Source organism: Corynebacterium sp. KPL4035 (assembly GCF_037908325.1).
GTDB classification, from domain to species: domain Bacteria; phylum Actinomycetota; class Actinomycetes; order Mycobacteriales; family Mycobacteriaceae; genus Corynebacterium; species Corynebacterium kefirresidentii.
Genome location: NZ_JBBMGF010000002.1, coordinates 341,765 through 353,802, shown reverse-complemented (window position 1 = coordinate 353,802; position 12,038 = coordinate 341,765). Strand labels below are relative to the sequence as shown.

The window sequence follows — 12,038 nt, the reverse complement described above, 5'->3', positions numbered from 1 at the left end:
CCTCCCCACCCTCTCACCCCTCGCGACCTGCCGCAGGAAGACACGGCCCCTCCTTCGCCGCCGGCCGCGGAACCTTCGCCGTCAACCGCGGCGCCCGCGCCTGCGCCTAAGCCTGCGCCGGCCCCTCGCCCAGAACCGGGCCTGGCTCCCGCTCCGGCGCCCGCACCGCGACCGGCAGCGCCACGCCCTCCCGCGCGGGGTAAGAGCGGACTGCCGAACCTCAACATTCCGCCGCATGAGGTCCGCGGGCGCATCGAGGACGCGGTACCTGATATGCCGGCAGTGCCCGCCGTGCCTGCGCCCGCCCCACCGCCTGCGCCGCCGCTGCCTCCCGCGCCGCGGATTCCGGGTCTCTAACTCACCGCTTTCAGCCCCACGATGCCGCCGATGATCATGGAAAGGAAAAACACCTTCCACACCGTGGCGACCTCGTGCCCGGCCGCGAAGGAATAGATAACCGCCCCGACGCGCCAACACCCGCCCACACCGCATAGGCCGTGCCTACTGGGATGCTGCGCATCGCCCACGCCAGCCCGCCCATGGAAATCGCGCAGGCCACGAGGAAAATAAGCGAGGGCCACAAACGCGTAAAACCTGCGGATTTATCCAATGCCGCCGCCCACACGGCCTCGAATGCGCCGGAGAAAATCAAGATGAACCACGCCATAACTGCTTCCTGGCCGTCTTGTCGCGTTGCCGGGTACGGCTCCCCCGTCCGGGGCTCGCGCAAGACGCGGCGAACCTGCACCCAATGATGGCACACTGGGAAACCATGAGGATTGCATTTCTTGGAACTGGCCGCATGGGAACCGAACTAGCCCGCCGCCTGCTCAATGAGCAAGACGGCATCGAATTGACCGTCTGGAACCGCACCGCCGAGCGTGCCCAGCCGCTGGTGGAGGAAGGCGCCGAGCTTGCCGCCTCGCCCACCGAGGCCGTAGTGAACGCCGAGGTCATCATCACCTCGCTCTTCGGGCCTGACGATGTCCGCGAGGTCGTCGTCGAGCCGCAGCTCATCCCCGCCGGCGTGACCTGGATCGATACCACCACCGTCTCGCCCAACGATGCCCGCGAATTCGCCGCCGCCGTGGAAACCTACGTCCACGCCCCGGTCGTCGGCACGCTCGGCCCGGCCCGCGAGGGCAAGCTCGGCGTCTATGTGGGCACGCCTGACGACGCCCGCCGCGAGCAAGCCATGTCCCTCGCCGAGTCCTGGGCGGGAGAAGACAAGCTCATCGGGGTGGAGGCGGCGGCCACGGCGGCCATCGGAAAGCTGCTGGCGAACCTCGCGCTCGCCGTCACCGCCGAGGGCCTGCTCGAAGCCCTGCAACTCGGCGAGTCCGAGGGCCTAGACTCCGAGGTTGTGCTGCAAATGCTTGATATCACCGGTCTGGCCTTCATCGCCAATATGAAGGCGCCATTTATCACCGGCGAGCGCAATACCGACCCGGGCGATTTCACCGTCGACGCCCTGGCTAAGGACGCGAAGCTCATGGAGATGACCTCCACCAAGCCGCTGCCCGCCCTGACTGCCGCCATCGGCCGCTTCGAGGAAATGCAGGCGATGGGCCACGGCAATCAGGACTTCTCCTCCATCTTCGTCTTCCGCAATAAGGGCTAGTTATCCACAGGCCCGCAGCGAGTGCGGGCCGAAATTCGCCCTTCCGGCCCTAGTTATCCACAGATTCGCGCGCTCGCCCTCGCACGGATTGCGCGCGGTGGCTTAGGCTGCGGGGCATGACAGCTCTTCAGACCTATCTCGCGGCCTTGGCGCCCGGCATCGATATCGTTGCCGGGTGCGCTGGCATGTCTGAAGACCAGCTGTGCGCCGCCGGCGCGCCCAATAAAACGGCCCGCACCTTGCTCACGCTTGCCGACGCCCTCTTTGCCCCCACCTCCTTTAGCCGCCTCCAACGCCAGGCGGTTAACGCCGCGCGCGAGCGCGCCCACCCGCTGCCCACGCTGGAGGTAATCGAGCGCTACGCCGCCCGCGCCAAGACTAAGCGCGACGCCTGGCGCCTGCGCGTAGAGCTATGCCGCACTGCCGCCGATACCGAGGAAATGGAAAAGCTCGCGCGCAAAAAGCTGCGCGAGCTCAATCCCCCGGCCCCTCCGCGCCCCGGCGTGCGCATCCGCCGGCGCAAGGACGCGCCATGGACTCTCGCGATTACCGGGCCTTCCTCGCTCATCGCGGACTTGGAATCCAGCCTGGACGAGGACGCGCCTCTCGATTCCGTTGCGGAGCTCTTCTCCCCTTCCGGCGCCGCCCCAGCCACCTGTCCAACCATTACGACGAATGCAATTATCACGCTCGACGAACTCGACCGCATCATCGACGGCGACGGCGAAGAAATCACCATCCAGCTCACCGACGGTGCCCGCCTCACCGGCGCGGAACTTGTCTCGCGCACGCTGGCAGAGCGCGGGCTTATCACCCTCGTCCATCCCTACGAAGGTGCGGTCAACCTCTACCGGACGGAACGCATGGCCAGCGAAAAGCAGCGGCTCATGGCTGCCGCCGAAAACCCTGTGTGCCCGTGGCCCGCGTGCAACTACCCGGCGGATAAATGCCAGGTGCATCACCTGCAAGCGTGGCGACACGGCGGCGAGACCAACATGTCAAACCTCGCCACCTGCTGCCCGTACCACAATGGTGTCAATGACGATGACCCGAATGCCCCGCCTGTCCGCGGGCGACTCGTTCGCCGCCGAGGTCGCGTGGTGTGGCAACCGCCATGGGCCGATACCGCCGCATCGCCGTCCAGCCCGAACGAGCCAGTGCAACCGACCCCGCCGGATCCACCGCACTAGCACTCATGCCGCTAGGCAGCAGGATGCCCTGCTGCCACTTTGGCATGCCCGCACCACGCCACAGCGTATGACCCGGAATGCACGAATCGTGCGGCACCGCTAGCCGACGATGCGCGCGGCGGCGGCGCGGGCATCCGCAATGACGTTGGGCACTCCAACGCCGCCGGCCCAGGCGCCGGTGACATCGACTCCCGGCGTCGCCGCGAGGGTACCGCGTGCGCCGGCCACAGTTTCGAGGTGCCCGGCGTCGTAGCGCGGCAGGCCGCCGAACCAACGCTGGGTGAAGATCTCCGCGACACCCGCGGCGCGGCCGTCGAAGCCGGTGAGTCGCTGGAGGTCATCGAGGGCATAGTCGACGAGGTCGTCTTCTTCGGCGCGGACGATGGCGTCGTCGCCAAAGCGGCCGAAGGAGGCACGTACGAGGGCACCGCCACGCTTAGCCAAGTGCGGCCACTTGCGGGAGGAAAGTGTAAAGGCCTTGGCGTGCACATCGTCTTGGTCGGTGGCCACGAGAATGCCGGAATTCTGCGGCAAAGCGTTTCCCGAAGGGTCTGTATCGGACTCAAATTTCAACCCCACGACGGCCGACGCTGCCAACTTCACTCCCTTCAGCCGTCCCGCCGCCTGCGGGGCGACCTTGCTAAGAAGGCGCGCCGCGGTCGGAGCCGGGGTAGCTACCAGCACGCGATCAAACGGCGCCGCATCGGCCGGTGCTCCGGCCAGGCGGAATTGCTCGCCCTCGCGAGTGATGCCGGAGATAAAAGTATCGAGGTAGATCTTGGCGCGGGATTGCTCGGCCAGTGCCTCATAAAGCTGCGCGTAGCCGCCGCGGAAAGTCTGGAAGACGGGGCCGCCGCTGTGGGGCGCGGCCGCGCGGGCCTCCTCCAGCGTGCGGACCGCGGCCGAGAGAGTCACTGGGCCGCGCTCGGACAGCGCGTCGAGGGTCTCCGCCAGCGCCGGGATGGTCGCGCGCAAACCCAGATCATCGGCCGAACAGGAGTACACGCCGCCGAGGAGGGCGGAGATAACGTGGTCGACGAGGTCGTCGCCAAACTGCTGGCGCACCAGCTTGCCTGCGGAAACGTCGCTGCCCGCCGTCCACTCGAAGGGCTCCTCATTGTCGATGCGGCGCGCGGTCTCGGCCGAGACCAAATGCGCGACCGGCTCCGAGTGCGAAGGAATGCCCATCATTCCGCCGCGCGGCAACGGCTTGAGCTCGCCGGAGTACACCAGCGAGTGCAGACCGGAGGGCTCGACCAAGCTATCGCCGAGACCGAGGGATTCGATAAATTCCACGGCATCGCGCCGGCGGGCGAGGAAGGCCTCGGCGCCCATGTCGGTCGGGCCGTCGTTAAACGGCACAGAGTACAGCTTGCCACCGATCCGGCCGGCGGCCTCGAAAACCTCGACGTCGTGGTCGCGCAGCTCGTAAGCGGCCGTCAAGCCCGCCAGGCCGGCACCGATAATCGCAATACGCATTTAGCCCTCCTCGTGGATGATGGAAACGGCGCGGGTGATTGCTTCCGCGTCAGTAGTTGGCAGGACCCCGTGGCCGAGGTTCCAGATGTGGCCGTCAATATCGCCGCGCTCGCGCGCCCGATCGACCTCGCCGCGGATGGTGCGTACGGCCTGGCGCACGGCGTCGTCGCCGGCAAAAAGCATGGCCGGGTCAAGGTTGCCCTGCAGCACGCGGGCGCTCACGCGCTCGGCCGCGGCATCCATGGGCACGCGATAGTCGACGCCCATGACCTCCGACCCCGCCTCCGACATTGCTGGCAAGAGCTCGCCGGTGCCGACGCCGAAGTGGATGCGCGGAATATCTACGCCGGCCAGGATTTCTCGCGAATACGGCAAAACGAATTCGCGGTAGTCGCGCTCGTTGAGGTAGCCCGCCCAGGAATCGAAAAGCTGCATGGCGTCAATGCCGGCGTCGACCTGCACCTGCAGGAAGCGGGTGATGGTAGGCACCAGGCGGCGCATGAGCAGATGCCAGGTCTCCGGCTCGGCGTGCATGAGGGCCTTGGTGCGCTCGTGGTTCTTAGACGGCCCGCCCTCAATGAGGTAGCTAGCCAGCGTGAACGGCGCACCAACGAAGCCGATAAGCGCTTGGGTTTCGGTGAGCTCGGCCAGGATGCGGGCAATGCCTTCAGTAACCTCGGGGACGTCGGCCTCTAGCAGCGGCAGCTTGCCGACGTCCTCCCTACTCCGCACCGCCTGCTCCATCACCGGCCCACGGCCCGGCACGATATCGACCTTGACTCCGGCGGCTTTGAGCGGGACGACGATATCGGAAAATAAAATGGCAGCATCAACGTCGTGGCGGCGCACCGGCTGCAGGGTAATTTCTGCTAGCAGTTCTGGCATGAAGCAGGAATCGAGCATGCTAATCCCCTCGCGGGCGGCGCGGTATTCCGGCAGCGAACGGCCAGCCTGGCGCATGAACCAAACTGGGGGTCGGGAGGGGGTGCGGCCGAGGGCGGCGTCGATAAGCGGGGCACGATTAAGTCGAGACATGCCCCAATTATGAATCAAAAGTTGGAGTGGGGGCTAATTAGCCACGCAAGCTGCGGTCCTTAATAAAGCGGTTGGACTGCGGCTGGAAAAGCAGCGCGAGGGCGATGATCAAGGAAATGGGGATAATCAGCAGGCTAAGCCCGCCAATGCCAAGCGCCAGGGCGGCGATATTATTAAAGAGCGCGATGGCGATGACAATGGTGATGATGCGGCGCGCCCACTTGGACCCGCTGGCCAGCTGCGCGGCAAAGAGCGCCAGCACGACGGCGCCGACGGTATTGGTCACCGCAACAAATAGGCGATTGGAGTGGAGATACTCCGCGACCTGCGCGTTCTGGGGTTCTACCTGCGGTCCGCCCGAGCCGAAGATGCCCACCAGACCGCTGACCAACATGAGCACGGCGCTGACGACGAGCACCCAATAGGCCCAGCGCAGCGGCCGTGGCCAGGCGTCGAGGTTCTGGCTGGCGGAGGTATTTCTGGCCGCGCGGTTATAGTCCCGGGGGCCGGGCCGCTCGGTATTGCTCATCGCTTGTCCTCCCGGTCAGTGCGCTTGCTGCGCTGTTCATCCTTGGCACGCTTGCGTTCTTGCTCGGCTCGCTTCTTCTCGCGCTGCGCTTGTTCGAGTTCCTTTTCCAGCTCGCGCATCTGCTCGAGCTCGCCGGTGTAATCCAAGGTATCGACCCGCACGGAGAAAATCAGGCCGAGCACCGCCGCGACGCCGACCAGGATCTGCACCATGCCATCGGCGGCAAAGAGCCAATCGGGCACATCAGCGCCGGCCGGGGTAACCATGAAGGTCAGCAGGATGCGGAAGCCAAAATACAGCGAGAAAGCGAACCACACGCGCCGCGAGGTACCGGCCCGCTTGCCGCGACGCGCCAAGGACCGCAGCAGGAAGGCCAGCAGCACGATAATCGCCAAGGAAATGGCCGCCGAAAGGGCGACGGAGGCGTAGGCGGCGGTGCGGAGGAAGGCGTCGGAAAGCTGGGCTTCATCGACGCCGGTCGGTGCGGACTTGGCCATCTCTTTGGCCTGCGACATGAGTACGTCGTGGTTGAGCAGCGTCAGCACCACGTTGAGCACCTGGTGCACGGCCTCGCCGCACAGCGCGCCCATCCACAGCCACAGCATGTACGCCACGGATTCCGGGCGTTGCGTGCGCGGCGAGCGCGGAGCAGGGGCGGACGACGGGGGCGTAACAGTCACAGGGATCCTTTACTTGAGCAGGCGGGCGGCTTCGGTAGCGAAGTAGGTGAGAATCTGGTCGGCACCGGCGCGCTTGAACGCGGTCAGGGACTCGAGCATGATGGCCTCGCCGTCAATCCACCCATTGGCGGCCGCGGCCTTGACCATCGCGTACTCGCCGGAGACTTGGTAGACCGCAACCGGCACGGGAGAAGTCTCCGCCACGGCCGAAAGCACATCCAAGTAAGGCAGGCCGGGCTTGACCATGACGAAGTCCGCGCCTTCTTCGATGTCGAGCTCGGCCTCGAGCAGGGATTCGCGGAAATTGCGCGGATCCTGCTGGTAGGTGCGGCGGTCGCCCTCGAGGGAGGAGCCGACGGCGTCGCGGAACGGGCCGAAGAAGGCGGAGGCATACTTGGCGGAATAAGCCATGATGGCCACGTCCTCGTGGTCGGCCTCGTCGAGGTCGGCGCGGATGGCGGCCACCTGGCCGTCCATCATGCCGGACGGGGAGACGATGTGGGCGCCGGCGCGGGCCTGGGAGCGGGCCATGTCTTGGTAGAGCTTGACGGATTCGTCGTTAAGCACGCGGCCCTTGTCATCCAGCACGCCGCAGTGGCCGTGGGAGGTGAATTCGTCGAGGCAGGTATCGGCCATCACGATGAGGTCATCGCCGAATTCCTCGCGCAGGCAGGAAATGCCGCGGTTCAAAATGCCCTGCGGGTCCCACGCGACGGAGCCGGTATCATCCTTGTCTTCCTCGAGCGGAACGCCGAAAAGATCGACGCAGGTCACGCCGGCTTCTAGCGCCTCTTCGGTCGCGCGGCGCAGGGAATCAAAAGTGTGCTGGTAAACGCCCGGCATGGAGGGAATCTCGCGCGGGGCGTCGAGACCGTCCACGATGAACATGGGCAAAATCAGGTCCGAGGGGCGGACCTGGGTTTCGGCCACAAGGTTGCGCATCGCGGGGGTGGTGCGCAGGCGGCGTGGGCGGCGGGCTGGGAAGGTGCTCATTGGGTACTCCTTAGAGCGAGACTAAAACTTATGCCTTGTCGACCTTAGTAGCCTTCTTGCGCGAGCGGCGCTTCTTCCTCGGCGCGGGAAGGTTTCCGGCGGCGCGGAGGGCGGCGACGTGGTCTGCGAGGGCGTCGACAAGTGCGGGTACGTCCGCGACCTCGGGCACGACATCAACGCGCAAGCCCATCTCTTCCGCGGCCGCTCTTGCCGACGGCCCGATACACGCAATGATCGTCCGCTGGTGCGGTTTGCCCGCAATGCCCACCAGGTTGCGCACGGTGGACCCAGAGGTGAAGGCGACGGCGTCGAAGCCGCCGGTCTTGATCATGTCGCGGATCTCGGCCGAAGGCGGGGCGGCGCGGACGGTGCGGTAGGCCACGACGTCATCGACTTCCCAGTCGAGGGCCTTGAGCCCATCCACGAGGGTATCGGCCGCGATATCGGCGCGCGGGAGCAGGACGCGGCCGACGGCGTCGATATCTTCCACGAAGTTGGGGAAGACATCGAGCAGGCCCTCGGCGTTCTGCTTTTTCTTGTGCGGTAAAAGCTCCGGGACCATGCCCTTGGCGCGGATGGCGGCCGCCGTCTTGGTGCCCACGGCCGCGAGGTGGACGCCGGCGAAATCGCGGGCGTCGAGGCCGAGCTGGGCTATCTTATCCCACACCGCGTTCACTGCGTTGACGGAGGTAAAGACGATCCACTTATAGCGACCCTCAACGATTCCCTTAATGGCGCGGTCCATCTGTGCCGGATTGCGCGGCGGCTCGATGGAGATGGTGGGCACGTTTTGGGGAATGGCGCCGTAGCCGGCCAAGCGCGCGGACATCGGCCCAGCCTGCTCCTTAGTGCGCGGCACGAGCACGCGCCAGCCGTAAAGGGGACGGTTTTCCCACCAAGAGTATTTGGTGCGGTCGTCGATGCTGCGGCCGAGGGTGACCACGAGCGGGCCGACAAGGTCAGCGTCGAGCTTGCCCATGGTGCCCAGAGTGGTCTCGTAGGTGCGCTGCAGGCGGGTGGTGCCGTGCACGGTGACAAAAGCCTCGGTCTCGGCCGGCATGCCGCGTTGTTGTAGCTCTTCGGAGATGACCGGCAGGTCCTCCTTCGTGGCCTGCAGAACGATGGGCTGCGTGGCGTTGGCCAATGCGTCCCAATCGGCACCGTTGGTGACATCGGCCTCGGTATAAGTCGAGCCGAGTGCAATGCCAGCAAAGGACGGCACGGTCGACGGCAGGGACATGCCCGGCACGACCTGGAATTCCAGGCCTGCGGAGGCCACGGCATTGATTTCGGCCTTGATGGACTCGCGGTGCAGCGGGTTGCCGGTCACTAGGCGGATGACATCTTCGCCGTCGGCCTCAACCAAGCACTCACGCAGCTGGCCGACGATATCCTCTCCCGGTTCATACAACACCGCGGCCGTTGGCGGCGCGGGGCGGGGCGGCTTGCGGCGCGCGCCCTTAGCCTTGGCATCGGCGCACATTTGGGCGTATTCGGCCTCGGCGGCATCGAGAAGCTCTTGCGGTACGGGCAGGGCGGCTGCGACGGCATCGCGCACCCCCTGCATGACCTCTGGATCGGTCACGGCGATGGCACTATTTGCCAGAACCTCGCGGGCGCGGACGGTCAGCAGGTCGGGATTACCTGGACCAGCGCCCACAAAGACGATCTTGCCCAATTGGGTGTCTGGCGCGGCATTGCTCATAAAGTTCTTTTCTAAATTCGGGCGCGCGGCACCGCGCACGGACATGATCGCATGCGGTGTGGTTCCCCGCGCCGGCGGTGGGTGACACGGTCATAACGGCCAAAATCCCAGGCCTTAAGTCCTGGGATGCCCTTAAAGGGGGCCGGATCATTGCGGGACAATGATTTGTGGTATCTACACCTTAAATTATTAGCGCCTAAAGGCGAAATTACTTGCCCAGCAGCTCGGCCGCGCCACCGGCGAAAAGCTCGTCCGAAACGCGCGCGCCGAGCTCGGCGGCTTCGGCCGCAGGCCCGGAGGCGGTGGCAGTAAGCTGACGCGAACCATCGAGTGCAAAGACGCCACCGCGCACGGTGAGCTGGTCGCCGTCCCAGCGCGAGGTGGCGGCCACCGGCGCGGTACAGCCGGCCTCAAGGCGGGCCAGCACGGCGCGCTCACCGGCCGCGGCGGCCGAGGCGCGGTCATCGACGATGGCATCGAGGGCCGCGGCAGCCTCGGTTCCGGCCACAGCCTCGATGGCGAGGGCGCCCTGGGCCGGCGCCGGCATGAAGACGGAGGGCTCGAAGATTTCGGTGGCGCGGTCCGCGTAGCCGCCGCGCAGCAGGCCGGCATAGGCCAGCAAGACGGCGTCGAGCTCGCCGTCGGTGACCTTGGACATGCGGGTATCGATATTGCCGCGCAGCGGGCGAATCTCCAGGTCGGGGCGGATGGCGGCCAGCTGGGAGATGCGGCGCGGGGCGGAGGTACCCACGCGCGCGCCCTGCGGCAGCTGCGCCAGGCTCAGGCCATCGCGGGCGACGAGCGCCTCGCGGGAATCCTGGCGCTGCGGCACCACGAGGCGGAAGCGATCATCGGGCGCGGTGGGCAGGTCTTTAAAAGAGTGGACGGCGATATCGCACTCGCCGGCATAGAGGGCCTCGCGCAGCGCTTGGGTAAATACGCCGACGCCGATACGCTCGACCGGTGCCATATTGACGTCGCCGGCGGTGGTGACGATGTGGAGCTGGGAGTCAAAGCCGGCGTCGATAAGCCAATCGCGGACGTGGCCCGCCTGGGTGGTGGCAAGCTTGGAACCGCGGGTACCAATCTGAAACATTTAGGCCTCCTTAGTCATGGTGGGCAATTCATTAACGGCCACGGACACTCCGGAGCCTTCCAGTTGCAGGCCAAAAAGTTCCTGCAGGGCATTCTCGCTGCTGACACTGCTTTCCGACGCCGCCAGTTTCTTCGCCCGCACCGTTGGTTCATGCAGCAGCTTATCGGCCACGCGCTTGAGGGCGCGCTGGACGTCCTCAAGTTGCTTGCCCGAGATTTCGGGGTGCTTATGTTGCAGGCGTGCGGCCTCGCATTCCACGAGGTCGGCCGCGCGGCGGTGCAGGGCGCTCACGGCCGGGACGACATCGCGTACGCGCTGCGCAGAGGTATAGGCTGCCAGCTCTTCGTCGACGATGCGCCGGGCCTGCGCGTGCGGGCTAGTGCCGGCCGCGACGTCGGTATCGGCGGCCGAGAGCGACTTGCTCAGGCGCTCGATATTGACCAGATCCACGCCCTCGGCCGCAGCGGCGGCATCGTCGATATCGCGCGGCAGGGAGAGATCGATGAGCATGAGCTCGCGGCCGGCGGGAATGTCGGTGGCCTCGATGGTGAAGTTATCGGCGCCGGTGGCGGAGATGGCCAGGTCGACGTCGGAAAGCGCGGCGGCACGTTGGGAAAAGTCCACGACGCGGGCGGCAACGCCCGCCTCCTCGGCGTGGCTGGCCAGGCGCTCGGCGCGCTCACGGGTGCGGTTGGCCAGCACCAGCTCCTTGACCCCCAGCCGGCCGGCGTGGGTGGCAGCGAGCGATGCCATAGCGCCCGCGCCGAGGACCAACGCGGTCTTACCGGCCAAGTCCTCGGCGTCTAGGCGCTGCAGGGCTTGGTCGAAAGCGAAGGACACCATGGAGGAGCCTGCCTCATCGATGTCGGTCTCGGAGTGCACGCGCTTGCCCGCCCGTAGCGCCGACTGCGCCAGCGCGTGGATGCGCGGTCCGGCCGTGCCCTGCTCGGAGGCGGCCTGGTAGGCGCTGCGCACCTGGCCGATGATCTGCTGCTCTCCTACCACCATGGAATCCAGCCCGGAGGTCACCGACATCAGGTGCTCGGCCGCGGCGTCGGCATAGCGCACGTAGAGGTAGCTGCGCAGCTCCTCCTCGCTCACGTCCGATACCTGGGTGAGCACGCGCACGACTTCCTGCACGCCGGCATGGAAGGAGTTAGTAACGGTGTAGACCTCCATGCGGTTGCAGGTGGAGATGATCATCGCCTCTGAAAGTGAGTCGGCCGCTACCAGTTTCCCGCAGGCGGAATCCTGGACCGCACTATCCATGCTCAGCTTCTCCAGCAGCGCCACTGGCGCCGACTGGTGGGACATGCCCACGACGAGCACGCTCATGCACAACACTCCTCAACCATTTGATTGATTTTAACCCACCAAAAGAGTACCCGTCGGTGGCAGGGATCCCGAATTATCTGCTTAGCTCGGCCGCGAGCTCGGCATTGTCTACTTCCCAGCAGGCGAACTCTTCGCCGTCGATAACCACGACGGGTACGCGATCACCGAACTCCATGGCCAGCTCCGCATCCTCATCCACGTTACGCACGGCAAGCTCCGCACCTGCCTGCGTGACAACGGGGGTAATCTGCTCCCTCACGCGCGCACAAGAACCGCAGGTGGTGCGCACCATGAGCTCGACGAAATGCTGAGACATATTCTCCTCACAGGGACGGCGGCGGTCGAAACCATTACTATGGACACGTTAGTCCACCC

At 65.9% G+C, this 12,038-nt stretch carries 11 protein-coding genes, 1 pseudogene and 1 riboswitch; of the genes and pseudogenes, 2 read left to right on the top strand and 10 right to left on the bottom strand.

Going from position 1 to position 12,038, the window contains the following annotated elements; all coding sequences use genetic code 11:
* Window positions 1-353 precede the first annotated feature (353 nt).
* Window positions 354-667 (bottom strand): annotated as a pseudogene (locus tag WMP96_RS03545) (DMT family transporter).
* 8 nt (window positions 668-675) lie between these two features.
* Window positions 676-741: riboswitch (guanidine-III (ykkC-III) riboswitch) on the bottom strand.
* Window positions 742-772: 31 nt separating this feature from the next.
* Here WMP96_RS03545 and WMP96_RS03540 point away from each other — a divergent pair.
* Both WMP96_RS03540 and WMP96_RS03535 read left to right on the top strand, forming a co-directional pair.
* Entirely contained in the window at window positions 773-1,621 is an 849-nt protein-coding gene (locus WMP96_RS03540) for an NAD(P)-dependent oxidoreductase (RefSeq protein WP_340432170.1), read from the top strand.
* 116 nt (window positions 1,622-1,737) lie between these two features.
* Window positions 1,738-2,811: an HNH endonuclease signature motif containing protein gene (locus tag WMP96_RS03535; protein ID WP_340432169.1), complete on the top strand. Its 1,074-nt coding sequence runs from the start codon at window positions 1,738-1,740 to the stop codon at window positions 2,809-2,811.
* Window positions 2,812-2,910: 99 nt separating this feature from the next.
* Here WMP96_RS03535 and WMP96_RS03530 read toward each other — a convergent pair whose 3' ends face one another.
* The 9 genes from WMP96_RS03530 to WMP96_RS03490 all read right to left on the bottom strand — a co-directional run bounded on the left by WMP96_RS03530 (window position 2,911) and on the right by WMP96_RS03490 (window position 11,979).
* Window positions 2,911-4,290 (bottom strand): protoporphyrinogen oxidase, encoded by a 1,380-nt coding sequence (locus WMP96_RS03530; protein ID WP_340432168.1) that lies wholly within the window; start codon window positions 4,288-4,290, stop codon window positions 2,911-2,913.
* Window positions 4,291-5,325: a uroporphyrinogen decarboxylase gene (gene hemE, locus WMP96_RS03525; RefSeq protein ID WP_023020484.1), complete on the bottom strand. Its 1,035-nt coding sequence runs from the start codon at window positions 5,323-5,325 to the stop codon at window positions 4,291-4,293.
* Between the two features lie 37 nt (window positions 5,326-5,362).
* Window positions 5,363-5,854, bottom strand: coding sequence for a hypothetical protein (locus tag WMP96_RS03520; RefSeq protein WP_023020483.1), 492 nt, complete (start codon window positions 5,852-5,854; stop codon window positions 5,363-5,365).
* Entirely contained in the window at window positions 5,851-6,534 is a 684-nt protein-coding gene (locus WMP96_RS03515) for a hypothetical protein (RefSeq protein WP_340432167.1), read from the bottom strand. Before WMP96_RS03515 ends, WMP96_RS03520 begins: the two co-directional genes overlap by 4 nt.
* A gap of 9 nt (window positions 6,535-6,543) precedes the next feature.
* Complete coding sequence (gene hemB, locus WMP96_RS03510) at window positions 6,544-7,527, bottom strand: porphobilinogen synthase (protein ID WP_301732880.1); 984 nt, start codon at window positions 7,525-7,527, stop codon at window positions 6,544-6,546.
* A gap of 28 nt (window positions 7,528-7,555) precedes the next feature.
* Window positions 7,556-9,232: a bifunctional uroporphyrinogen-III C-methyltransferase/uroporphyrinogen-III synthase gene (locus WMP96_RS03505; RefSeq protein ID WP_234288131.1), complete on the bottom strand. Its 1,677-nt coding sequence runs from the start codon at window positions 9,230-9,232 to the stop codon at window positions 7,556-7,558.
* A 208-nt stretch (window positions 9,233-9,440) separates the two neighbouring features.
* On the bottom strand, window positions 9,441-10,328 hold the full coding sequence (gene hemC, locus WMP96_RS03500; protein ID WP_023020479.1) for a hydroxymethylbilane synthase: 888 nt from the start codon (window positions 10,326-10,328) through the stop codon (window positions 9,441-9,443).
* Complete coding sequence (locus tag WMP96_RS03495) at window positions 10,329-11,663, bottom strand: glutamyl-tRNA reductase (RefSeq protein ID WP_023020478.1); 1,335 nt, start codon at window positions 11,661-11,663, stop codon at window positions 10,329-10,331.
* 73 nt (window positions 11,664-11,736) lie between these two features.
* A complete protein-coding gene (locus WMP96_RS03490; protein ID WP_200288316.1) occupies window positions 11,737-11,979 on the bottom strand; it encodes a glutaredoxin family protein in 243 nt (80 codons plus the stop codon).
* Window positions 11,980-12,038 lie beyond the last annotated feature (59 nt).

Coding starts and splice junctions, on each gene's coding strand:
- WMP96_RS03540 (WP_340432170.1), top strand. CDS start 773: ATGAGGATTGCATTTCTTGGAACTGGCCGCATGGGAACCGAACTAGCC.
- WMP96_RS03535 (WP_340432169.1), top strand. CDS start 1,738: ATGACAGCTCTTCAGACCTATCTCGCGGCCTTGGCGCCCGGCATCGAT.
- WMP96_RS03530 (WP_340432168.1), bottom strand. CDS start 4,290: ATGCGTATTGCGATTATCGGTGCCGGCCTGGCGGGCTTGACGGCCGCT.
- hemE (WP_023020484.1), bottom strand. CDS start 5,325: ATGTCTCGACTTAATCGTGCCCCGCTTATCGACGCCGCCCTCGGCCGC.
- WMP96_RS03520 (WP_023020483.1), bottom strand. CDS start 5,854: ATGAGCAATACCGAGCGGCCCGGCCCCCGGGACTATAACCGCGCGGCC.
- hemB (WP_301732880.1), bottom strand. CDS start 7,527: ATGAGCACCTTCCCAGCCCGCCGCCCACGCCGCCTGCGCACCACCCCC.
- WMP96_RS03505 (WP_234288131.1), bottom strand. CDS start 9,232: ATGAGCAATGCCGCGCCAGACACCCAATTGGGCAAGATCGTCTTTGTG.
- hemC (WP_023020479.1), bottom strand. CDS start 10,328: ATGTTTCAGATTGGTACCCGCGGTTCCAAGCTTGCCACCACCCAGGCG.
- WMP96_RS03495 (WP_023020478.1), bottom strand. CDS start 11,663: ATGAGCGTGCTCGTCGTGGGCATGTCCCACCAGTCGGCGCCAGTGGCG.
- WMP96_RS03490 (WP_200288316.1), bottom strand. CDS start 11,979: ATGTCTCAGCATTTCGTCGAGCTCATGGTGCGCACCACCTGCGGTTCT.